General features: G+C 57.5%; 24 protein-coding genes and 1 pseudogene. 8 read left to right on the top strand and 17 right to left on the bottom strand.

The window, feature by feature from the left end; genetic code table 11:
• Positions 1 to 2: 2 nt before the first annotated feature.
• Together ACQY1P_RS23035 and ACQY1P_RS23030 are read left to right on the top strand one after the other, a co-directional pair.
• Positions 3 to 2,479 (top strand): annotated as a pseudogene (locus ACQY1P_RS23035) (relaxase/mobilization nuclease domain-containing protein).
• Positions 2,480 to 2,485: 6 nt separating this feature from the next.
• Entirely contained in the window at positions 2,486 to 2,698 is a 213-nt protein-coding gene (locus tag ACQY1P_RS23030) for a hypothetical protein (protein ID WP_186447680.1), read from the top strand.
• 19 nt (positions 2,699 to 2,717) lie between these two features.
• Here ACQY1P_RS23030 and ACQY1P_RS23025 read toward each other — a convergent pair whose 3' ends face one another.
• From ACQY1P_RS23025 to ACQY1P_RS22965, 13 genes are read right to left on the bottom strand one after another with little or no spacing between them, the layout of a single operon-like run.
• Complete coding sequence (locus ACQY1P_RS23025; protein WP_145162283.1) at positions 2,718 to 4,793, bottom strand: type IV secretory system conjugative DNA transfer family protein; 2,076 nt, start codon at positions 4,791 to 4,793, stop codon at positions 2,718 to 2,720.
• Positions 4,790 to 5,812 (bottom strand): P-type DNA transfer ATPase VirB11, encoded by a 1,023-nt coding sequence (virB11, locus tag ACQY1P_RS23020; RefSeq protein WP_145162279.1) that lies wholly within the window; start codon positions 5,810 to 5,812, stop codon positions 4,790 to 4,792. The genes ACQY1P_RS23025 and virB11 overlap by 4 nt, the downstream gene beginning before the upstream one ends.
• Positions 5,793 to 7,004 (bottom strand): type IV secretion system protein VirB10, encoded by a 1,212-nt coding sequence (gene virB10 / locus ACQY1P_RS23015; RefSeq protein WP_145162276.1) that lies wholly within the window; start codon positions 7,002 to 7,004, stop codon positions 5,793 to 5,795. The genes virB11 and virB10 overlap by 20 nt, the downstream gene beginning before the upstream one ends.
• The gene (virB9, locus tag ACQY1P_RS23010) at positions 7,004 to 7,816 is read right to left on the bottom strand and encodes a P-type conjugative transfer protein VirB9 (RefSeq protein ID WP_145162273.1); all 813 of its coding nucleotides are present in this window, start codon (positions 7,814 to 7,816) and stop codon (positions 7,004 to 7,006) included. Before virB9 ends, virB10 begins: the two co-directional genes overlap by 1 nt.
• A complete protein-coding gene (locus ACQY1P_RS23005) occupies positions 7,813 to 8,505 on the bottom strand; it encodes a virB8 family protein (protein ID WP_145162270.1) in 693 nt (230 codons plus the stop codon). The genes virB9 and ACQY1P_RS23005 overlap by 4 nt, the downstream gene beginning before the upstream one ends.
• 33 nt (positions 8,506 to 8,538) lie before the next feature.
• Positions 8,539 to 9,567, bottom strand: coding sequence for a type IV secretion system protein (locus tag ACQY1P_RS23000; RefSeq protein ID WP_037093751.1), 1,029 nt, complete (start codon positions 9,565 to 9,567; stop codon positions 8,539 to 8,541).
• Between the two features lie 4 nt (positions 9,568 to 9,571).
• Positions 9,572 to 9,808, bottom strand: coding sequence for a hypothetical protein (locus ACQY1P_RS22995; protein WP_145162268.1), 237 nt, complete (start codon positions 9,806 to 9,808; stop codon positions 9,572 to 9,574).
• The gene (locus tag ACQY1P_RS22990; RefSeq protein ID WP_145162265.1) at positions 9,801 to 10,499 is read right to left on the bottom strand and encodes a type IV secretion system protein; all 699 of its coding nucleotides are present in this window, start codon (positions 10,497 to 10,499) and stop codon (positions 9,801 to 9,803) included. The genes ACQY1P_RS22995 and ACQY1P_RS22990 overlap by 8 nt, the downstream gene beginning before the upstream one ends.
• A 14-nt stretch (positions 10,500 to 10,513) precedes the next feature.
• The gene (locus ACQY1P_RS22985) at positions 10,514 to 11,605 is read right to left on the bottom strand and encodes a lytic transglycosylase domain-containing protein (RefSeq protein WP_145162339.1); all 1,092 of its coding nucleotides are present in this window, start codon (positions 11,603 to 11,605) and stop codon (positions 10,514 to 10,516) included.
• Complete coding sequence (locus ACQY1P_RS22980) at positions 11,602 to 14,061, bottom strand: VirB4 family type IV secretion/conjugal transfer ATPase (protein ID WP_145162263.1); 2,460 nt, start codon at positions 14,059 to 14,061, stop codon at positions 11,602 to 11,604. The genes ACQY1P_RS22985 and ACQY1P_RS22980 overlap by 4 nt, the downstream gene beginning before the upstream one ends.
• 3 nt (positions 14,062 to 14,064) lie before the next feature.
• Positions 14,065 to 14,364, bottom strand: a complete 300-nt coding sequence (locus ACQY1P_RS22975; protein ID WP_081950740.1) for a type IV secretion system protein VirB3 — start codon at positions 14,362 to 14,364, stop codon at positions 14,065 to 14,067.
• Positions 14,364 to 14,711: a TrbC/VirB2 family protein gene (locus ACQY1P_RS22970; protein WP_037093745.1), complete on the bottom strand. Its 348-nt coding sequence runs from the start codon at positions 14,709 to 14,711 to the stop codon at positions 14,364 to 14,366. Before ACQY1P_RS22970 ends, ACQY1P_RS22975 begins: the two co-directional genes overlap by 1 nt.
• A gap of 10 nt (positions 14,712 to 14,721) precedes the next feature.
• Positions 14,722 to 15,696 carry a lytic transglycosylase domain-containing protein gene (locus ACQY1P_RS22965; RefSeq protein ID WP_145162260.1) on the bottom strand — a complete coding sequence of 325 codons (975 nt, stop codon included), beginning with the start codon at positions 15,694 to 15,696 and terminating at the stop codon, positions 14,722 to 14,724.
• A 159-nt stretch (positions 15,697 to 15,855) separates the two neighbouring features.
• Between ACQY1P_RS22965 and ACQY1P_RS22960 the strand changes: the two genes are divergently transcribed.
• From ACQY1P_RS22960 to ACQY1P_RS22935, 6 genes are all read left to right on the top strand, one after another.
• Positions 15,856 to 16,464 carry a hypothetical protein gene (locus ACQY1P_RS22960; RefSeq protein WP_145162257.1) on the top strand — a complete coding sequence of 203 codons (609 nt, stop codon included), beginning with the start codon at positions 15,856 to 15,858 and terminating at the stop codon, positions 16,462 to 16,464.
• Positions 16,461 to 16,997 (top strand): thermonuclease family protein, encoded by a 537-nt coding sequence (locus tag ACQY1P_RS22955; RefSeq protein ID WP_145162255.1) that lies wholly within the window; start codon positions 16,461 to 16,463, stop codon positions 16,995 to 16,997. The genes ACQY1P_RS22960 and ACQY1P_RS22955 overlap by 4 nt, the downstream gene beginning before the upstream one ends.
• A complete protein-coding gene (locus ACQY1P_RS22950; protein ID WP_145162252.1) occupies positions 16,994 to 17,698 on the top strand; it encodes a thermonuclease family protein in 705 nt (234 codons plus the stop codon). Before ACQY1P_RS22955 ends, ACQY1P_RS22950 begins: the two co-directional genes overlap by 4 nt.
• Before the next feature lie 54 nt (positions 17,699 to 17,752).
• Positions 17,753 to 18,103: a hypothetical protein gene (locus tag ACQY1P_RS22945; protein ID WP_313293325.1), complete on the top strand. Its 351-nt coding sequence runs from the start codon at positions 17,753 to 17,755 to the stop codon at positions 18,101 to 18,103.
• Between the two features lie 178 nt (positions 18,104 to 18,281).
• The gene (locus tag ACQY1P_RS22940) at positions 18,282 to 18,692 is read left to right on the top strand and encodes a hypothetical protein (RefSeq protein ID WP_430256768.1); all 411 of its coding nucleotides are present in this window, start codon (positions 18,282 to 18,284) and stop codon (positions 18,690 to 18,692) included.
• Positions 18,693 to 18,701: 9 nt separating this feature from the next.
• Positions 18,702 to 19,124, top strand: a complete 423-nt coding sequence (locus ACQY1P_RS22935) for a hypothetical protein (protein ID WP_145162244.1) — start codon at positions 18,702 to 18,704, stop codon at positions 19,122 to 19,124.
• Between the two features lie 26 nt (positions 19,125 to 19,150).
• Here the strand turns inward: ACQY1P_RS22935 and ACQY1P_RS22930 are convergent, their stop codons facing one another.
• From ACQY1P_RS22930 to tnpA, 4 genes are all read right to left on the bottom strand, one after another.
• Entirely contained in the window at positions 19,151 to 19,432 is a 282-nt protein-coding gene (locus ACQY1P_RS22930) for a hypothetical protein (protein ID WP_145162241.1), read from the bottom strand.
• A gap of 475 nt (positions 19,433 to 19,907) precedes the next feature.
• The gene (locus ACQY1P_RS22925; RefSeq protein WP_234823790.1) at positions 19,908 to 20,435 is read right to left on the bottom strand and encodes a Crp/Fnr family transcriptional regulator; all 528 of its coding nucleotides are present in this window, start codon (positions 20,433 to 20,435) and stop codon (positions 19,908 to 19,910) included.
• 337 nt (positions 20,436 to 20,772) lie between these two features.
• Entirely contained in the window at positions 20,773 to 21,111 is a 339-nt protein-coding gene (gene tnpB / locus ACQY1P_RS22920; RefSeq protein WP_145162238.1) for an IS66 family insertion sequence element accessory protein TnpB, read from the bottom strand.
• Positions 21,108 to 21,494 (bottom strand): IS66-like element accessory protein TnpA, encoded by a 387-nt coding sequence (gene tnpA, locus ACQY1P_RS22915; RefSeq protein ID WP_145162235.1) that lies wholly within the window; start codon positions 21,492 to 21,494, stop codon positions 21,108 to 21,110. The genes tnpB and tnpA overlap by 4 nt, the downstream gene beginning before the upstream one ends.
• Between the last annotated feature and the right edge of the window lie 100 nt (positions 21,495 to 21,594).

Below are 21,594 nucleotides of genomic sequence, written 5' to 3'. Positions count from 1 at the left end.
CCGTGGAGTTCTTTTTCGGCACTTTCACAAGCGAATGGGAGCAAAGGCGCGCTGCGCTATTGCACGAAATGACGCTTGGCGGCCGTGGGAGCGCTGTCGAGGAAGAGCTTGAGAAGAGACTGAAGAATCTGCAGCACCAGGTTGGGATGTCGAAAGGCGGCTCGGGATCTAGGGGAGGCGTGAGGACTTCAGCATTCAACGTGTCATCGCCTTCGAGGACGATGGCTGCGGGTTCGGGTGCTATGCGATCAATGGATGTTCGTCTTGCGAGCGTTGCCAAAGGAAGCCAGCCAGCAGTTGTCAAACTGGCTTCCTACGGTGGTGGCGCCCGCGTCGGCTCGATGCTCAACTACGTTTCCAGAGGGGGGAGCTGAAGGTTGAGAACGAGAACGGCGAGACGTTGCGTGGCCGTGAGGAGCTGGCGCGTCTCCGTGGCGATTGGGATCACCTTTTCCAAAACAGGACCGAGAGCCGCGATATCGGCGCGTTTAGCGTCGAGGTGAGCGTTTCCGGCGGCTCGAACCCGCATGAGAAGGTGCGAGACATTCTCAGCAGTGGCTTTGGTGATCGACCCTACGCTTACTCTGTCGAAACCCGAAACAATGGATCGCTGAAGGTCGAGGGCTATGTCGTGCTGCGCAGCGGGCAGGGCGAGCGGCTGACGGCTGACGCGAAGGCGGCCGCCATCGTTCAGGAGCGCTTCAACGCCAGCGCCGTTGCGAAAGAGGCCCCTGCGGCTTTCTCGTTCACAGGCTATGGCAACGGCGTGGAATATGGCGCTGCCAAGTTGCGAGACCTGATCGCGCAGCGGAACGACGTTCGAGACGATCAGGGACGTTCGATTGCCGATGACAAGGCTGCGGGCGACCTGGTGCAAAAGGAATGGCGGGATGAGCTGCACAGCCGCAAGAGCCGTGACGTGATGCACGTGATCATGTCGGCGCGTGCTGGCACGGATGCTGTCGCGTTCGAAGGAGCTGTTCGCGACTTCCTGGCTGAGCAGTTTGCGGGCCATCGGTACGTATTCGCTATGCATGATCCGGAGAACGATCCGAAAGAAGCAGGGGAGGGGGGCAAGCGGCCGCATGTTCATGCCCATGCCATCGTTACCATGCGTTCGGAATCGGGCGACCGGATCGAGACGACTCCGGCCACCTTCCGGCAATGGCGTGAGGTCATGGCCGAGAAGGCGCGTGACCACGGCATTAATATGGAAATGACCGATCGGCGCGAGTTCGCTACGCCGCCAGCCTTCACGCGAAATCAGGTTCGCGCCGTCAGGCATGACGGTCGAACCGAGCATGTAGGCACCAGCGATCCGGCACAGGCGCGATATGACGCAAAGCGAGCTGGTCGACGCGTGGTGGCAACGAGCCAGAGGAGCCGCCAGTACATCCTAAAAGCGCAGGAGACTTGGCAGAAGATTGCAGTCAACGCTGGCGACACAGTGGTTGCGGCCTACGCCGCTCAGCATCGCTCCTATCTGGAAAACGGCCTTGTCCAAGTGGATCAATCGCCTGCTGGTTCGGTCATTCATGCGGATTTTGGCGGTGATTACCGCTCCAATATGTTAGCAATCAGAGACATGTTGTCGGAGGCAAAGGACATGCGCGAACAGACACGCCCGGAGTTCGAAGCGTACGAAAAGACGGTTGAAACGGCTCTGTTCAACCTTCAGCGCAGCGCTGGTCCAGAGGACCGGTCAGGCTTCGAAGAAGTGTCCTCCCTCGCTCGCGAGATCGTCGATCTGCGCAGGCAGATGCTCGAAATGAAGGAGCGTGGGCTTGATGAGCAGGATGGACGAAACGCTGCTGGTGACGTCTCCAGAGAAAGTGGTGCCGCGCCGGAAAGAACGGCATCCGAGGTGCAAGAGCAGACGAATGCTAACCTCCAGAGGGAGGCAGCTGTTGCCAAGCATGGAGAGGCTGTCGTTGAGGCAGGTAACGATGCGATGGAAAATGTGGAACACTATCGCTCCGGCCTCGCCCATATCGAAGCCGGCGAGCTCGGAGACGAAAACCGAGAGCAGTATGAGAAGGGCCTTGAGGCCTCGCTTCATCATGCAGCTCAACTCGCCGCTACCGGAAACGGCTATCTCCGGGATGTTGCCAACGAGGATCCAGAACTTCGCGCGGAGATCGAGACGATTGAACGCAATGAAGAGCGTGGGGACGAAAACAAGTCAAACAAGCAGCCGATAACTGCGGATACTGCCGACGATCGCCAACGCGATCTCAGGGTGGATCTGGAAGAGGAACGTCCGATTGGGCAAGCGGAGCGTGAGGCTCACCAGCTCGCTGAGACGGTGGACGCTACTCAGAGGCAGCAAGATCGTGTAAACAGAGACAGGGAAGCGGCCCAGCGGGGCGGCGAGACCACTCGGACTGATCCCGCGCAACAGCACATTCCTCGTCTCGAGGAGTTGGAGCGTGAACAGGTTGAACAGAGGGAGCGTAATCGGGACGACCGTGATCGCTAAAGTGTCATGCAGGACGGTAATCAGAACACCTACCTGGTGGAAGTAAACGACCCCAAGTCTGCCGACATCGTCGGCAAGATCATGGTGTGGGGCATGGTCTCCGTTGGGATCCTCGCGATGCTGATCAAGGTCTACGGGACCGTGATCGGCTGGTATCATGCTTCTGTAGCTTGGCTAACAGAGGCGGGTCAGTACGCATCGAGCTTCTGGCCCTTCTGAACCTGAATTAGCGGCCGGCCTATTCCATGATTGGATCAGGAACGGTCGCTGCGAATAGCTCTTCCAAGCTCTTCCTTTTGCGCGGTGATTTGCCTTCGGCTTCCCGTTCGACGACCTCCTTAAGGCGACTAACCCGATCATTGTGCGCTTTTTCGATGTCGTTCTCTGAGACAGGTGTTGTGTGCTTTTCGCGAGCGGGCACAGCTGCCTTTGCAGGTTCCGGAGTACCCCCGGCGCTGACCTTCTTGTTGGCCAAGGCGGATGGATTCACAACACGAGCGGGCGAGGTGGAGGGCGCTGGCTCTTTTGGAGTCTCCTCCTGGACAGGCGCCCGCGGCTCCTCCGCTTTCGCCTCAGTCACAGGCTTTATCGCTTCCGCTTGTTCAGCCTGTTCCTGGCCTGCATTGGCATAGGCTGGCGTGGTCGCTGGAACAGGTTTAGGTGGCAGATAATCGACAGTTGGAACGGTCGGTATATGCGTCTGAGAATAGGCCTCCGCCTCTTTGAAGGGCTGCGTCTTAAAGAAGCGCAGCTTGTCTCCAAAGATTGGCCGCTGACCCTCCACCAGCAAGATCATCTTGTTCTCGGGCATCTGGCGCACTTCCTGCGGCATCATCAGGTCCCGATCGCGAATTTGCTCGACCTTTGTTCGGCGCGGCAATCCCATAAGCTCGATCGTTCGTGATTCAGACTGATACCGAATGGTTCTCTTGCCAAGCGCCCGGGAGGCATACTCTGCCGTGGCCTGGTCATTGGCACCAAGGATGAGCTGATAGCCGCAGTTGCCAAGGAGCGAATGTCGGGACGTCTCACCATAGATCTCATCCAGGTTCTTCAGGTCCTGGATGATGAAGGCGAGCTTGATCTTATAGCCGGCCACATAGGGCAGCTTCGTCATGATCTCGTCCATGCGCTTCAGCTGGCGAAACTCATCCAGCAGGAAATAGACCGGCTCGGAGTTGGGATCATGCTCAAGGGTGAGTATGTCCATCACCTGTTGAACGAACAGCGTCAGCAGCGGCCTAAGAAGCGTGATGTCGGTGATGTTCGGGGCAAGGTAGATTGTGATGGGACGACGCTTCATGGATCGAAGGTCCATGTCGGTCATGTTCGTTGCGGCCACAACGCGTTCATTCTTGAACGGCCTCATCGCCTTCTGGATATCAAGCAGTGCCGAGGCCGCAGCCCGATCCGAGAGAGACAGGTAGGAATTGAAGCTCTCCATCGTGAACTTCGACAGGTATGGCTCCTTCTCCTTGATGTACTTCATCAAGGCCTGCAGATCGGTCCCGCTGTTGAAGAAGGAGTTGATCTCGCCGAGGTTCCTGCGCCCTTTGTAGAAGGGGCTTTCGAGAACATAGCTGATGGCCCCGGCCAGAACCTGTTGAGCTGTGGCCTGCCAAACTGAATTCTCGGATTCGGTGTTTTCCGGTACAAGAATGCTGGCGATATTTTGAATGTCAGTCGTGCGATTGCCTCGCTCCGGACGAACGAAATCCAAGGGATTATAGCTGTTGGTCGTCTCGGAACCCGGCGCGAACAAGAAGACCTGGCTCCCGTTGCGCTTCCGATAGCCGGCGGTTGCCTTGTAGACCTCGCCCTTCAGATCCGTGACGATCATAGAGCCTTCGTGCATGAGAGCGTTGGGGATGACGTAGCCCGCGCCCTTACCGGATCGGGTCGGGCCAATAATGAGGTGGTGGCGATCGTCATACGCGCGGAGGACGTTGCTCCCGATGCGGCCGAATATGTGACCCTTCTTGCCAAACCACTTCCCGCGCCGAAGTGTTGCAAGATCCTGAAAGGCCGCATCCCCCAATGGATTGCTGGTAGGTTTGAGCCCAAGGTAAGCAATGAGGCCTGATACGAGCAGCGCGGGCACTACGGAGCCGAGCGCGACTTTTTGAAGGGAAGGGGAGGAGCTATAGGCCCAGAACTGCTGAATTGGCGCGAATGGGTTTGAGGTGATTGTCGCCTCGAGGATCCTTCCGTCACCGTAGAAGAGCTGAAGCCCCGCCCCGTACGCCAGCATCCAGACTGCAAATGCGATCAACAGGCAGAAGAACAGATAGAAGGCCTGTAGCCCCTTACTCATGATGCATCCCGTGCGAAGTAGATTTCGGAAACCCCGCGCTTGCCGCCTTCCCGCCTGAGCTGGATCACGATCGGAATGACCATTTGGATGTAGGACATCAGATCCTGCTTGGAGTAGCCGGCGGACATGCCGGACTGCTGCATCATCATGGCGAGCTGTTCATAAGCGCCGAGCGGCGTATCGGCGTGTACTGTCGACATGCTGCCCGGGTGGCCTGTGTTGATGGCGCGAAGGAATGAAAAGGCCTCAGCTCCACGAATCTCGCCAACAAAGAGGCGATCCGGCCGCATTCGAAGCGCCGATTCAAGAAGGTTTTGAATCGCTACGTTTGCAGTGCCTTGCCCACCCTTGGAGGCGATCAGGTGGACCGCGTTCTTCTGTGGTGGGAATAGCTCACGAGTGTCTTCAAGCGTCAGAATCCGCTCATTCAGGTCTACCGAGTTCAGGCACGCGTTCAGAAAGGTGGTTTTGCCCGACGACGTGCCGCCACTGATCAGGATCGAAACCCGCTTCGTGATGGCCGTATGGATGAAGTCGTAGATCTTCTCCGCACGTAGAAAGGCGATCAGCTCCCGATCCACGTCGCTTAGGCCCCCGACAGCAACCGAGACTTTGTCGAGAGAGCCGTTGTCACGGTAGTCCTGCAGAGAGAAGTTCTGCACAACCTGCTTACGGATCGTGATCGACCCGCCGTCAGGTGCCGCGGGCGGCAAGACGACCTGGATACGTTCGCCGGTCGGCAGTGCTGCGCTCAGGATCGGATTAGCGGCGTTGAGGAACTGCTTTGTCGCTGCGGCAACCCGCTCGCCAATGTTCTCGATCTCGCGTGCCGTCAGAGCAACGATTTCATGATGCTCCATGTGATCAGCACCGAAGCGCTCAACATAGACTTGGCCTGGCCGGTTCACCGCAATCTCAACCACCTTCGGGTCATCGAGAAATTGCCTGATGGGCTCCAGAGACCGGTTCAGGAAATAGTGGGGATCATGAGCCGTCGTGTTACCTACCATAACGTTCACGTTTGATCTCCTTCATCGCTTCCGTGACAGGATCGTCGTACATGGCGCTGAAATCGAGGTCCTGGCGAACATAGACAAAGATCCGCTCGCCCTGCGGTACGCTGATCGTTGGCGGGATTCTCAGGTTTTCGGCAAGGACCGTGTTCGCCATGTCGCTGAAGGTCTGCGCGATCGTTTCTCGCGCCAATTCAGCACCTCGCTCAGTGTCATCGTTTCCGGAGCTGGAGTCGCTACCGTATCCGGTTAGATAGCTTGCACCGCCTCCGACGATCGACAGCAAGATTGATGCGCCAAAGCGCTCACGGAACTTGTTGTCGACATGACCCGTCAGGCCCGATCGCCCGAGGCTGTCCGTGCCGATAGAGTTCAAGCGCACCGACACGCCGTCATCCCGGATCAGCCTCGTCCACACGACAAAGACCCGCTTCTGCCCCCGCGTAACTTCGGACTGATATTCCCCGATCAGGCGTGTTCCTGTTGGGATCAGGACACGCCGCCCATCGAAGGAGTAGACATCCTTGGATGTGATGGCCCGGACCTGGCCCGGAAGGTCGCTGACGATCGCCGTTTCCAAGATGCCGGGGATCAGCGTGCCCTCTGGGATCATGGCGTCGATGCGCTCAATCTGCCGGGCCTTGGCGGAACGGTCACCGATCGCACTCGCTGAGGACAGGTACTGGCTGTTACGATCCTCGCCAGCGACGGTCAAAGGCGTGCCGCTGTTCGAGCCATCGAGCGAACCATTCGCGGATCCTCCCAGGTTCTGGTCAAGCGTGATTAGCTTTGACCGAAATCGCTCCGGAAACACCTCTTCGGCGGGCGGGGGGGCGCTCGCCGGTTGAGCTACTTCGGGCGGGGGAGGCACGTTGAATTCAGTGACGTCCACCGGCGGAGCTGGCGGCGGAGGAGGCGGAGGTGGAAGTTCCAAGACAGGCTGTTCGGGTGGTGGGAGAGTGGGTTCTCCATCGCGCACAAAACCAGGCGGCCGGAAGGTCGTAGTACGGAACTCCTCCTCACTTTGCGGGCTTTCAGGCGGGCTTTCTCCGGACGTCGCGAGCACCAGGTACGCGGCGAAGACGCCAGCCAGCAAAAGGGCGGCCATGCCGACCGTTTGATTGCGCTTCACGTTTCGATTGCTGATTTCGGCCTCGTCGGCCGCCGCCATTGCGTCGAGTTCAGGGCTGCGCTTCATTAGTTGCCGCTCCTCCTGCGTTTGCTGGCATCAGGATCCGGTTTCGGAGCCATGATGTCATGATCAGGTGCTGCAAAGTCCGGCTTTCGGAGGTTGAAAATGCACGTCCACTGGTTTCCGTCCCGGAGCGTGTATTGCGTGGCTACGCCGTCAACGACGATGTATACGCCTTCCTTGCGGAAGTTTCGCAGGGTCTCGGAGAAGTCGGATTGAACGGCAAAAATGGCCGGCACGGTCCCTCGGCCGAACTTGAAAAAGGTCTTCTTTCCGTCATCGAAGACCATTGTCGGCTTCAGCGCCGCGTCGCCCGAGAAAGAGTAGTCAATGTTGACGTTCGCTTTGTCGATGCTCGAAATGTTCGGGTTAGCTGCCCGAAACTCAGCCTCCTTCCGCAGAGACTCGTTCAGGTTCTTCTCCGGATAAACGAAGCGAATGCCGAAGACCTTTTTCCCTGCTTCCGGTGCATAGTCGTTGAGCTCAAGGAAGTAGATCCTCTTTGAGGTCACCACGTTCATGTTTGTGGAAACTTCCTTGGCTATCGGCTTGACGAAAAGGATGTTGCCCTTTTCGGACGGGGCAACCTGCCAACTGTCGGTGTCGCCAAGCGAGATCGTCTCAAACTTCTCATCTTCGTCGAAGATGATCATCGTCGAGATGCCGTAGGTCGCAGACACCTTCACGACGTTGTTCGGCTGATAGACAACACTGGTCACACGCGCATCCAGACTGCCAGGGCGGGGCTGTTGCGCCGCATAGGCGTGAGTCATCGTGAGAGCGGCGATCGACGCCGCCAGTAGGAAGCCATATTTCACTGCTGGCCTCCCGAGGTCACCGTTTCCTGATCACGGCGGTAGTCATAAACCTGGAAGCCCAACGGGTTTTCGAAGCGCCATTCGTTGCGCTCAGGCGTATCCGTGTAGCGATAGCGAACGATAGAGATGAAATGGCGCGTGATGACGTCTGAATCAGAGCGCTCATGCGTCGAGAACCGGACGAGCGCCGTTGTCGTGTTGGGGAAGGTGACAGACTTTATGTCAACGGTGATCGACTTGCTTTTGCCGAGCCGGCGAGCTGGATTGTCAGGGTTCGCGGCACTCCATTGGGCCTGGAGGTCGCGCGCTGCGTCGCCGGTGGAGAGCAAAGCTGCAATTCCAAAGTTCTGCTCGATGGCAAAAGGATCATAGCCCTCGCGGGATCGAATGTAACGGACGACATTCGCCTGAGTGACCGCCTGCTGATCGGTGATGTTCGATGTTCGGGTCAGCCCTGTCTTGACCTCAATGTAGCCAGTGTTCTTGTCGACCTCGACGATGTACGGCTCGAAGCTCTTGAGGGGCACGAGCATCACCAATGCGGATAGCGACAGGATCGTGATGCCGCCGAAGATCAGCGTAATCAGCCAAGCGAACGCCTTGGACCGTTTGGCCTTTTTGACGATCTCTTGTTCCCAACGGTCCCCATCCTGAAAATAGCTCCGGAGAGCATCGTTATTCTCTGCCATGTATCCTAGCCCTTAATTCCCGCCACCAGTTGCCTAGTTGGGCAGACTGTTGTTGGTAATTCTGTTTTGCATCGCTTCTGCTGCACCGGCGTTTTGGATGTTTTCCCTCATGCCGGCATGGGTTCTGGCGCGTGCGGCCATTCCTAATTCTCCAGCCCTCCCGGCTACAGAACGTGTCGCGGTCAAAGCTCGTGCCGGCAGTGCAACACCGGTCGCGTAGCCAACCGATCGAGCGATCTGCCCAACGCCCGTTGCCACGCCCCCGGTAATTCCCTGGGCGAGAGTTTGGATGTTGAAGAGGACAAAAGCACCAGCCGCACAGATCAGGACGAAAGCCGAGATATCGTCTAGCTGGATCTCGTTCGCGGATGCTGCCGCTGCGACCTTCTGCAGTTCAGCGTCCATGGTCGTGATGAGAAAGGCGGCGACGACGTAAACGAAGAGCGGAATAATCGCGTACGTCAAAACCTGCTGGAACCAAGCCATTCCGTACTGGCGCGTGGAATCAAACAATAGGCAGGCGATAAAGATCGGTGCAGTGCCAAGCAGCACCCACATCATCACCTTCGCAAGCACGAGGATGGCAAGCGCAACGGCAATGAACAGCCCAACCGCCAGCATGATCAGGAACCCTACAAGGCCCGGGAGAATGGCGAAGTAGCCTGACTGCTCCGCGAATGCTGCTGCTGCCTCATTCGCTGTCTCCCAAATCATGGAGAGGCCGTCTGTCGGCTCAGTTATCCCGGTACTGCTAGCCGTCAGGAGCGCCCGCCCCACGTCTTCCGGCGTGTTGTTCAGCCAGTCGTAAAAGAAGAGTTGGAAGTTGCCCCACTGATCAATGAAAGCGACGATAAGCATCATCCGCACGACCCGGCCGACGATCTCGCCGACGCTCACTCGCGCGGTCCCCATGACGAGTTGAAGTCCGTAATAGGCGACGTAGGCAATAAGCATGATCGTCAGCAAGGGCATGATCTCGTCGCCAACGACCTCATAAGCCCGTTGGGAGAAATTCCGCCCTGCATCTTCAAGAGCCTCAAGCAGGCCGCCTAGAAAGTTCATGGGGTCACTGCTCTCCGCTTGCAGCGAAAGCGTCGATCGCCGCCAGCGCTTCCGATGGGTTGCCATTCACGCTGGTCATTGGGCCACATTCCTGTCGCGGATCCTCGGCGTAGGATGTGAGGTTTGCCGGCCTCTTGCATGGTGCAGTCTTCTCTTTCGGAGCACCGGCGCAGCCAGTTACGCCGGCAGCAACCAGAACGGAGAGGAGCACATAACCATTCACTCGAAATGTCTTAGTCACCGTAGGTCAGCGCCTTCTTGGTATTGGAGATGTCGACAAGGCGGCGCTGGTTTTGAGCCTGCAGGGAGCCGACCGCCCCATTCATCACGCCAATCATTTCGTTGATCGTCAGGCCGGTTTGAACCTGCAGCTGCGTGTTCTGATCGATGGACCCCTTGATGTCTTGGGCCTGGCCGATCTGCTGACCTGCCTGCTGGAATGCCTGTGTTCGGGACTGAACGGCCTGTTGCGAGCCGGTGACTAGGGCAGCAACTCCAAGGACGGTGTTCATCATCTGTTCGTAGGACTTGTCGCCGGAGAACGTGCTGTCCGCCTTGCCAGACAAGTTCTTTACTAGCTGAAGACCGTTGATGAAGGTGGTGGCAATCTGGCCGATGTCACCGCCCATGCTGCCGAAGTTCGGGACTCCGCCCTGCATCAGGCTATCGAGTGACGGCATCTGAGAAACGCTGAAACCTTGACCAACGGCGAGGTTCTGCATGGGATTTGAAACGCTCCCGCGATCCCCCGTGACGGCTTTAAGCGTCTCTTCTACCGTCTTCAGAACCTCCTTGTTCGTATCCAGGATCTGATCGGTCGTCTGAGAGGTTTCCGTTGCAATCTTCAGGTTGGCGCTGTCGATCACGGGAACCTGTGCATGCGCAGTAGACGCCATCGCTAGCGAAAACGCAGTCAGAAATGCTCTTTTCATGGCCGTTCTCCTTGTCATTCGGCGCTCAACATCAGCTTCATGTCAGCCTCTGGTTCGAGTTTTCGAACGCAGGCCTGTTCCTCCGGATTCCACTCAAGCTGCAGTTCCTTGTCGCAGAGGTCAGCTACCTCGCGATCGTCTTCTTTCTCGTCTCGCTTGTAGTCGCTGGACCGCGAAGACCCCGAGAGCCCGCCTAGATCGAGTGCATTTTGAGAATTCATAAGCTCCGCCATCGTTGTTCCGAGGCGGATGACCTGGTTCATCATTTCAAGATTGGCGTTACGCGCCCCGGAATTGTGATCCCAGCTGTCTTGGATCGTGCCGCTTTCCATCTGGCCGAGCTGCTGAAGCCATGAGGCGACGTTCCCGCTGTTTTCGGAAATCGACTGGCTGGTTGCCATGGAATTGATCGTAGCGTCTCTCGCACCTGAAAAACCCGAGCTGCCCCCGCCGAAGTTCTCAGGTATGTTCGAGACGTCGGAGCCACCAAATTGCGGCATCCACTTGCCCTTAATCGCGGCGACATAGCCCTGCGTTTCCTTGAACGGAGGGATGCCGCCATACTTGCGAACGTTACCTGGCCCTGCGTTGTAGGCGGCAAGTGCGAGGCTCGTGTTGCCGTTGAAGGTGCGAAGCTGCTGCTTGAGATATCGTGCCCCACCTCGAAGGTTGTCCTCGATGTCGTGAGGATTGACACCAAGATCCTTAGCTGTTCCAGGCATCAGCTGTGACAGGCCCATCGCTCCAACCGGCGACTTGGCACAGGGATTGAACCGGCTTTCCTGGTACACGAGGGACATGAAGAGGGTTTCATCAACACCTTCCTCACGCGCCACTCGCTTCACGAGCCCAACAATCTCCGGGTTGGCCTGCGCGGCCGAAGGCGCGTCACCACCACGGCCGGGTCGGTACATAGAGCACGTCACACTTTTGCTAACCGAGTGCCGGCGACTGTCGGTCTCCTCGATCTTTCTAGTAGTCTCGTTGCGCACTGAATCGGTCGCGGTATGAGCGCCATCCGTAACGGGAACCTGAGTAAAAGCTGGCTGCGCTGTTCCCAATGCCAAGGCTGCCGCAAGCAGCGTCAGAGTCGGACTGTTCCTCATTCGGCCTTCTCCCATCCGCAGAATTTCGCCAACCAGTTTTCCGGTCCGTCTCCGTACTGCTCGCGAAGTGCCGCGCACTCCTCGATCGTCTCCTTGCGTCCCGAAAGCACCTTTACAAGGTCCGGCATTGTCGACAGATCGAGACGTGCAATGACGGAGTCATTGCCGTGCTTGATCAGGAAGGTTCTCTTTTCAGGAGGCGTGTTCTTGATGAACTTGAACTCCTTCACCGTCAGGCCGAAGCGCTTGATGTAGCTCTCTTCGTCAGCCCGTGGGTTCGGGAAGTGGATGTTGGTCGCCGATTGCTCAATGAGCGTGTGCGACGCTTTGGATTTGGTAATGTCAGCAGCCGACTGCGTACCAAAGCCCACGATGCCGTTGAGCTTTCGGATCGTCTTCATCTTGTCGACGATGAAGGCGCTGAAGGTGTCATCCATAAGTAGCTGCCAGCCTTCATCCATGAAGAACATGACGGGGTTACCGTCCAGCAGCTCGTCCAGCCGATGGTAAAGATACATCAGCGCAGGGGTTCTTAGCTCCTCGTTTCCGAGGATGTTGGTCATATCAAAGCCAAACACGCTGTGACCCGAGAAGGAAAGGACGTCATGGGGCGCGTTGAACAGCCAGGCTTTTTCGCCTTCGATCCAAGGGCGAAGCCGCGAGTACAGATCGTTGGCATCGGCCTTGGACCGCCCCATCAAGAGGCCGGCAAGATTCGGGAGGTTCCGCTGAGCTGCCGGCTCCTGCATGATCCGGACGATTGCCTTTTCCAGCGTGTCCTCGTCCTCTTGCGTGAAGTCGGTGCGACGATCGCCGCGCAGCATGGCCTTGAGCAGACGGACCAGAAATTCCCGGTTCTCGCCGGTGTTTTCCAGTTGCAGCGGGTTAAAGCCCGTGGGCGTTCCCGGAGACAAAACTTCGTAGGCTCCGCCGATCGCCCTGACGAAGATCTCAGCCCCACGGTCCTTGTCGAAGAACACGGCGCGAGGCGTGGGTGAAACCCGCATCGCCTGAGCCAGCAGGAAGGTCAAACCTACGGTCTTGCCGGATCCTGTCGGACCAGTCACCGTGAAGTGCCCGATATCCCGGCGGTGGAAGTTGAACCAGTAGGGGGTTTGTGAGGTCGTTTCCAGAATGGTGATCGGCAGGCCCCAATGGGTGCGATCCGCTTGTCCGGTCGCGAAATTATGCATCGAGGAAAGGCCGGAGAAGTTGGCGCTCGACAGCATGGCGATGCGGGAGATGTAGGAGCGGTTTCCAGGCAGCTGCGCCCAGAACGCCGCCTCAAGATTAAGGTCTTCCCGGAGCCAGTTGATGTTCATGTCGGTGAGGCAAGCGCCAAGTTCCGACACGCAACGGCTTAATCCCTCGAGGTCCCGCGAAATGCACAGAAGCGAAAAATGATGGAAGCCGAATACAGCCTCCTGATTGAGAAGGCTGTTCAAAGCATAGTCGATGTCGGATTCGACCGAACTACCCGCTTCGTCGGAGGCCTTGATTTGGCGTTGAAGGCGGCTGATCCGCTCTTGTGCGATCGGTTTGTCTGCAAGGGTGAAGGACTGCGTCAGGATGAACTCGTGGTTCACCTGCAGCAACCCATCCAACATGCCGGGACCAGTGAATGGAGGATATTCTTTGATTGAGAGTAGAGCGGCATAGCGGCTATCTTCTTCCACCGCCGCTTGTGCTTGCATCGTCCGCTTTGAAAAGTGAAGCCGTGAAGTGCCGACGTAGTTGCGAATTCCCATGCGCGGAAGCCGCATCTTTCGCGGCACACCGCAGGTCAGGATCGTGTTGAAGAACTCGCAGGGCTCCGAATACGGATCGCCCTTAGCGTCTTCTCCATCGATGTCCTTTTTCGCGGTATCGTCTGATTTCTTGCGATACGTGATGCCAAGCGGCTTTGCGCCGTACTTGTGCAACTCTCTCACGATGTTCCCAACCAGCTCTTCGAGGTCGGTCACGTCTTCACGGGTCGCTTGGGCCCTGGCCTCCTTGCTCGAGCGTTCAAAGATCCGCTTCAGCGAGTCGCCGAGGCCAAGCGCCCCTTTCATGCCCGAACGCACGATCGTCAGGTAGATTTCGTTCGTGAACATCCGCTTCTTGCGAAGTTGGTCCATATAGCGATCGTTCAGGATCTCGCAGAAGGAGGAATCGAACGAACTGCCGATTTCGGTCTCGACCTCACGACGGATTACAGTCGACCAAAGAGAATAGCGGCTGGAACCTAGTGCTCGGATCATGGTGTTCTGCACAACAGAACGCATGTTCAATTCGGCCTGGTCCTCCGTCTGGAAGAACAGTCCATCAAGCTTGATGACGCTGATCAGGGTTCCATTCTCGAGCCCGATGACCGTGTCAGACACATGCCGCATATAGGGGATGTGAACGGACATAGGCCGCTCGTTGCCGGCGACCTTCCCAAACCCAAGCTCTTCCTTGACGACTTTCAGCATCTACTATGGTCCGTATGAGTTGGTGCCCCAAAAGCGCTTGTTGGGGGTCCTTGGCGTCTTGCGGGACGTGACCTGCAGGACGTCGAGAATCTTGCTGTCCCAGGCACAAAGCGAGAAAAGGACAAGGTAGGCGGCTGGCGCGATCAGCAGTGCCGCCAGATGGTTCGTCACCAGCCACCCAATGATTGTCACGCCGATGATCAGGACGACCGCCATGTAGGGCACGCCCCATAGCGTCGGAGAACGGGTCAAGCCGATCACCAACGGCGTCAAAGCTGGCTTCTCGTCCTGAAAATCGCTCATCAGCCGCCGCCTACCGACGAAATCATCTGGTCAACGATGGCAGGGGCGCCGAACACGAGACCGATGCCAATGACGACGGCTCCGGCCGTGAACCACGAAAGCCTGCCGGCAAAGGCAAGGAAGCCGAGGCCAATCACGGCGATGATTGCCATCAGACGTCCGAAGGGGCCGGTGATGAAGTCAACGATCATCTGTACGGCTGTCTGAAGGGGGGCGAATGCACCGCCGCCGCCACCGCCAGCCTGTGCAAGCGCTTGATCAGCGCCTGCAACCTGCAGGGCTGCCACCAAGCCAATGACGGCTACTGCCTTCAATGCCCCGGAATGCCGGGAAACGACGTTCTTCATAGTTCTCTCCTTAAAAATGCATCACGCCGCCGACGAACTTGCCGGTCTTCTCCACAGCGATGACTCCGGCATCGCTGGTGTTCTTTGCCGCCATGTCTCGGACGATCCCGCTCGCCTTCCGTTTGCCGGTTGGCATCGGTAGGCCAAGCTGGAAATTCACGACCTTTGCGACATAGCCGACGGTTTCTTGGAATGGCGGAACGCCGCCATATTCGTAGATGCGCCCCTCCCCGCTGTTGTAAGCGGCTGCCACCAGAAGCGGGTTCTGAAACTCATCGAGCAGGAAGCGGAGGTACTTCATCCCGCCCTCGATGTTTTGAGCGGGATCACAAATGTCCTGAACACCGAAGCGAGCCGCCGTTTCGGGGATAAGCTGCATAGGTCCGCGTGCGCCTTTCGGTGAATTGCGGATCTCATCGAAGCGGCTTTCGGCCCAGGCAATCGCAACCGCGAAGCCCTCATCGACGCTGTATCGCCGCGCAGTGGATGCAACCAACGCTTTAATCTCGTCAGGTGACAGGCGCGACGGCCCACACTCTTCAACGGGAGTTCCTGCCCCTAGATTTTCGCGGGTATCACTAGATGTAGTATCTAGAGTGGGAGTTAGGACAGGCTCAATGCGGCCGGTGGCGCGCTCCGAGACATCAAAATATGCGCTGACAGACGCATCAATGTGATGCCCTTTGGCGCCCGCGTCTTTCGACGCCGTTGTGCCCAATACTTCAGCTCCGCCCTTCGTGACAACACCGTTTGCACCAAGGACAAATTCCTTCTCCGATGTCTCGACACCGCTCCAGCGATCTTCGAAGTTCGTGACAAGAGATTCCTCATTGATTGTCACAGAATCGTTGTAATCGCTGGAAATACGCCCTGTTGTGGCTAGGTCTTGTGACGCAGCAGTATTGGCCGCGAGCAGCACGGATAATGCTGCGCTAGTCAGGGTTCGCGGGCCTAGGTACCCTGCATAGACAGTGTTTTTATCCATCGCACCCGCCCGTCAAACGGTGTTGTGATCGCCACGAAAACCGACTAGAGTTAATGCACCCATGATACCGATTTGATGCACTCTTACAAGTTTTCTGATCGGCGTTAAACCCTATTTTGCAGGGTCAACAATCGCACTACGGATGGTTAGGGCTAGAATATGAAACAGGCCATCATTCCCGCGCTTCTAAGTTGCACATTGGCAACACAAGCGCTTGCCGCTCCTGCGGTGAACAAGGACTACATCAGGTCACTGGCGGCGCCGGGCAAGACGGTTCTTGTCGTCGAGTATTACGACGGGACCGGCAAAGTCGCTGATCGCAAAGGTTACGCCACTGCCAATGGCTTCAAGGCTATCTCGGCGACTGAGTTTCGCGTCGATGAAGCGACAACGTTGCATCTGTATGGCGTTCAGCCCTGCAGCGGCGATCTGGTCAATCGCGCAGAGGACTATTCCGGGACTTGCGAGGAGTTTGGTACGCAGCAGCTGCAAACGATGCTGCAGAGCCCCAAGGTTCTGTTCTGCAGGGCCTTCATCAGCGAGCAGACTGCCCCCGTCCAGGATGTCACTTGCTACGGCTACTATAACTATCCTGGAGCAATGGACACGGTTGATAATCTTGAGGAGCAGCTTCTGTCGTTAGGAGCGGTTCGCCTGACTAAGAAAGCCGATGGTTCATTCGAACGTCCTGATCTCACGGAGGCTCAGGAAATCGGCCAGAAGGGTTCCTACGGCATGTGGGCAGATCCTCGGGTGAAGGCGCAATGAAGCTTGCTGCTGCACTCTTCGCGACCCTACTGCCCTTTGCAGCCAATGCCGCACCTGAAGGGTACTTCGATCTTGCTCCCGGCATCACCTTGGAAACGGGGGACACCTGGATCTCGAACGGAGAACGGTTTCGTCTCTATGGCATCCAGTCCTGCTTGCGCGGCACTGCCTACACGGATGGTCAGGGCAACAAGAAGGATTGCGGCGAGGCATCGCTTGCGATGTTGGCTGCCTACATCAAGGACACCAAACCGATCTGTGCCCCCGTGGCGAAGCTCAACGGCATCTCATATGTCGTTTGTTACGCCACGGTTGGCAGTCAAAGGCTCGACCTCGCGCAGATCATGGTGACAAGCGGCTATGCATTCGCTGCCTTGAAGACCGATGGTCTCCCTTATCATGCCCCCTACGCCATAGCCGAGCAGCTTGCTCAGCAAAAGAAGGCCGGCCTTTGGCAATTCTCCGACGTTCAGCATCCTTCCATCCTGCTTAGTCGTGAGGCGAACCAGCGATCGAGGAGCGCCCAGCCATGAGAAGCCACCTTTTCCATTTTATCGCCGCAAGTTGTTTGGCCCAGCCGGCGTTTGCCGCCGATCCGATCTATCAGAACTGGCACGCCCTACGCGGTCAGGCTGCGCCTCCAGTTGCTGCTGCTGTTCGGTTGCCGACGTTCAAAGGCTCGGTAACCGTTCTTGACGGCCGCACGCTATGGTTCGGCACGCTTGGCAATGGCTATAAAGTGAGATTGGCTGGCATCGACACCTGTGAGCTTCCTCAATGGGCTTTGAACCCAAAGTGGACCAACCGGGACAAGCAACAGGCCCCTACCCCCGTTCCATGCGGTCCCTTCGCCAAGGCCTGGCTGAAAAGGACTGTCGGAAACAGACCCACGACTTGCGTCGGTCTGGCCTACGCGAACGATGGGATACCCGTCGCACAATGCACGACTAGCGGTGTGGATCTCGCCGCCGAAATGCTGCGCGTCGGTTGGGCTCGTCTCGATTCCCCTTACATCAACGCCCAGTATTACGCTTATCAGACCAACGCGATGGCCGCCCGGTATGGGATGTGGGGAACCTACGTGTTGGACATGAACGAATGGCGCCGCAAAGCCGTCGACAAGACGCTAGATCGGCATCCGATCGCCGACTTCAATCTATTGGCCGAGAGGAAAAGCGAGATCTCTCCTCCTTTTGCTGATGCGCGAAACAAGCCGAAGAGGACAGAGCGATAGTTGCCAGACCTCGCACATATTGCGAACTCTCTCGCAACGGATCCCTTGGCTGGCTTGCTGCTTGCCATCTCCCTCTCGATCGCCCTCATAATCCCGGCGCAGAGACTCTGGTGGATCCACGCGCTACTAGCGGCCTTCCTTCTCATCCTGTCGCTGGCTTTCCACGACAAGCGTCACTTGTCCTTCGACAGCTACCTGGTCGGGCTCCTAGCCTTCGCCGCGGTTTCTCGGGACATTCCCAATCAGCCACTGCTCTATCGCATCGGCATTTCCTGGTTTGCGTGCTTCGCGCTGATCTCGGCCGTCATCTACGCTGCAGGCGAACGCAACCAATACAGGACTCCGCTCGAAAGACCTTTTTCCGAGCCGGCAATATCAGCAGCATTGATCAAGAGGGACACCTGATATGAAACCAGTGTTTTTTGCCGTAGTCGGGCTCACGGCTTTTGCCGTCTCTCCAGCATCTGCCAAGGCTGAGGATGCCTCATGGGGTTGCCAGGTTCTCTTGTGCGCAGCCTCACAAAGCCCGTCATGGCATGGCGTCCCCTACTGCGTTCCCCCGATGAAAAGGCTCATATCAGCTATGGCGAAGCCCGGCTTCTCCTGGCCGATCTGCCATGAAGCAAAAGCCGGCAAACCGGGCTATGAACCTTACGAGGAATGCCCTGCCGGCATGACCGCCGTTTCCTCCCGCACCGATGGGGATCGGTCGTTCTTGGGCCGAGACGACAAGGATCAGTGCACGAAGACCGTCAACCAGTGCAGCAACCGTGCCGCCTTCCGCACCCAATTTGGTGACAAGCGCGAAAACGAGCGCAAGGGTGTCACGATCCGGCAGATCAACCAGAACAACGACAATGATGTTTTCAACCGAGACAATGGCTGCATGGTGCAGATCACTCAGCCCCGCCCTCGCCGCGCGGATCCTTATTATTTCGACATTCCGAACGATAAGGGCATCAAGAAGCGCGCTTGGTTCAACCTGAATGACTGAGTGGATGACATGAAAAGCAACATTCTCATCGTAGCAGCCGCCGGTATCGGCATCCTCGCCGGTGCTGGAGGTACTTATCTCATCATGCCGGAGCCAGAGCCGGTTGTTCGGGCCCCTACTGATGCGGAGATCGCGGCCCTTATCGCAGCCAATCCCTCCCTAATTCCCGAACCTCCGGCCCCTGTGCTTGAAATACCGACAGAAGAGGAAGCTCTAGCCGCATACCGTAAGGCTTATGCCCGCAATCCTCTGAGGACCGGCCGCGGTGAAGCCGATGTCACCCTTGCTTTGGGAGAGTGTGTCGAGAGCGCCAGCGGTCCAGGCGTATCATGCGTTGCGGCCATCAAGAGGAATCCGAACGCAGCTCCTCTCGATCGCGTCCTCGGATTTGCCAAGTCTGCATCCGGCGAATGGGTTGCCACCAACTACTGATTTCAGGGCCAGATGCCCGTTGATCATCAATGCCCCGATAGTGAGATGGAGCCTGAAAGAAGAAGCTCCATTTCCTCAGGGTTTAGGCTCCGCTTGGAGGCTATTAGATACCCCGCTACGTAAAGTAGCTTCTGATCTCTCTCATCCTGATCTGACGGCGCGTGCCTGATGATTTCCATATGTGCCTTCGCTTCTTGATCCATGTCAGCGCCGCCCTCGCCGTTGACAGCCGCCAGGTACACGGCCCGGTGACGTTCGACCTTCACGGACAATGGCTCGTTGGGTTGCAGCTCAAGCTTTTCGGTCATCTTTCCCTCTCCACAAGCGCAAGCGATCACTCCTTGACCTCCCGAAATCGAAGGGAGGGCAGGAGCCCCGCTCCCGCTCCCGAGCTCGTGCGGAACAGCTGGAGAGAGGGGGACAAGCGCTAAACCGGAGGGGGATCACCCACCCGGAGGGCCGAGACGGATTTCAGGGAAATGCGGCCGGTGCTGCAGGCCGCAGGCCGAAGCATGGGGAGACCGGTTTAGTGCTTGCGGGGGAGAGAGGGCAGAGCGCCTTTCTCCCCTCTCAGTGAGTTAGATCAAGTCGCCTTTCGGCCCTAAGCGGTCATCACCGGAGTTGCTTGCCTCCCAATACAAGCAGGAGAAAAGCAAGCACTGCGCAAGCCATCGGCCGGACATACATCGGGTTTCGAGGTGAGTTCCAACTAAGCCGCCTGCCGCCACAGCCGCAGGTCTACTGGATATGCTCCCGAGCCGCACAGCCACCAACTCCTTAGATTCATTTCGGCTTGCTGCAGCGCTTGGCAAGCTCCCGATAAAACGCCTCCGGACTCACGCCGATCTCCTCTGCGACTTGCCTCCACTTCCCCTTTGACGGAAGCTGCTCGTGCCATGCGATCCAGGCATCCAGCCGTTCGGCAACTGTCTTCAGCGCAAGGATTTCTGCACGCATGCGGGTGTTCCTGATCTCGTGAGCTAAATAGGCCGCCCACGCTGCTGCAAAATCCGGTTCTCTGGCGAACTTCAACCTTATCCGTCGGCTCTCGATGATGCGAACCCGGGACACAGCAACTGCCACGGCCTCACAATGATAGACGTCGCTGAACATCGAAGCTTCCGCCAGGACCGAACCTGCCGAGGCACGTTGCAGGACTACAGCACGCCCATCATCCTGATGCCGAACAAGCCGTACCTCCCCAGAAAGAACCAGCATCAGAGAAGACACCACGTCGTTTCTGCTAAAGAGGACTGCACCTTCGTCGAAGACCCGCTCGGTTCCGGGCATCTCTATCAGTTCATGAAACATGATCGCTATCATGTGAATGTTTGCATCGAAATGACAAGGTGGTTCTTGATCGATGAAAGGAAATGCAGATGAACCTCCCGGTTACCGCTTTGTCTCTTCTATTGCTGTTTTCGACGTCCGTCCCTGCCCAGGAACATTCTGGAACTCACACATGCACGGTATGGACGATGCAGCCATGACGGACGACGGTGAATTTCCCATCGAAGCTGGGCAGGCCGCTTTCGCGGCCATTCAGGAAATTGTCGCTTTGCTGGAGAACGATCCCACGACCGACTGGTCAAAGGTCAACATAGAGGCTTTGCGTCAGCACCTCATAGACATGAACAACGTGACCATGTCAGCTCGTTGCCTCCACGGAGCGGACTCGACGCCAATCAAGTCCTGCAAACAGCGCTTCGAACTGGGCATGGCCCAAGGTCATCAGGCCGTCCCGAATGTCTGGCCAAGTGAACGTATGCTCCTCCAGGCGCTTGTAGGCCATCACCAAACCGCTGCCATCCCAATAGATCAGCTTCAATCGGTCCGCCTTGCGGGATCGGAATACGAAGATCGTTCCTGTAAACGGGTCCTTGTGCAACTCGTTTCTGACCAGCGCTGCCAGTCCATCATGGCCTTTGCGGAAATCGACGGGCTTGGTCGCCACCATGATCCGAACCCGGTTCGATGGAAAGATCATGCCGGAACCGCACAGGCACGCGCGACAGCGGCGATCCGGGCGGCGGACGCGCCTTCTTCCAACCTGATCGTGACAGCGCCGACGATGATCTCGGGGCGGCTGGCTTTCTTGAGGGGCGGCTCCGCAACGGGTGGATCGACGACAACCGCCGCGAACTCCACCGCATCCTCGGGTGCTGGCAGAACCAGCTTGCCCTGCCGTGCCATCGTTCGCCAAGTCGAGAGGTGGTTTGGCTTCAGGCCGTGGCGTTCTGCAACTTCATTCACCAACGCTCCGGGCCGAAGGCTCTCCGAAACGATCTGGGCCTTCACTTCGTCCGGCCAGTGCCGCTGTGGCTCACGCCCAGACTTCCTGGCCGTGAGAAACTCCAATGTAGTATCCATGGAGAAACTCCCGTTGCTCGTCCATGAATAGGCGATCACAGATCAGAGCGGCGAGGACAACGTGGGAGCGGGACACCGGTTACTGAACACCTACGCACTG

Origin of the sequence: Neorhizobium sp. DAR64872/K0K18, from assembly GCF_050500175.1 — a bacterium.
Taxonomy (GTDB): domain Bacteria; phylum Pseudomonadota; class Alphaproteobacteria; order Rhizobiales; family Rhizobiaceae; genus Neorhizobium; species Neorhizobium soli.
The sequence above is the reverse complement of the archived record's forward strand: the minus strand, read 5'-3'. Positions and strand labels throughout refer to the sequence as shown.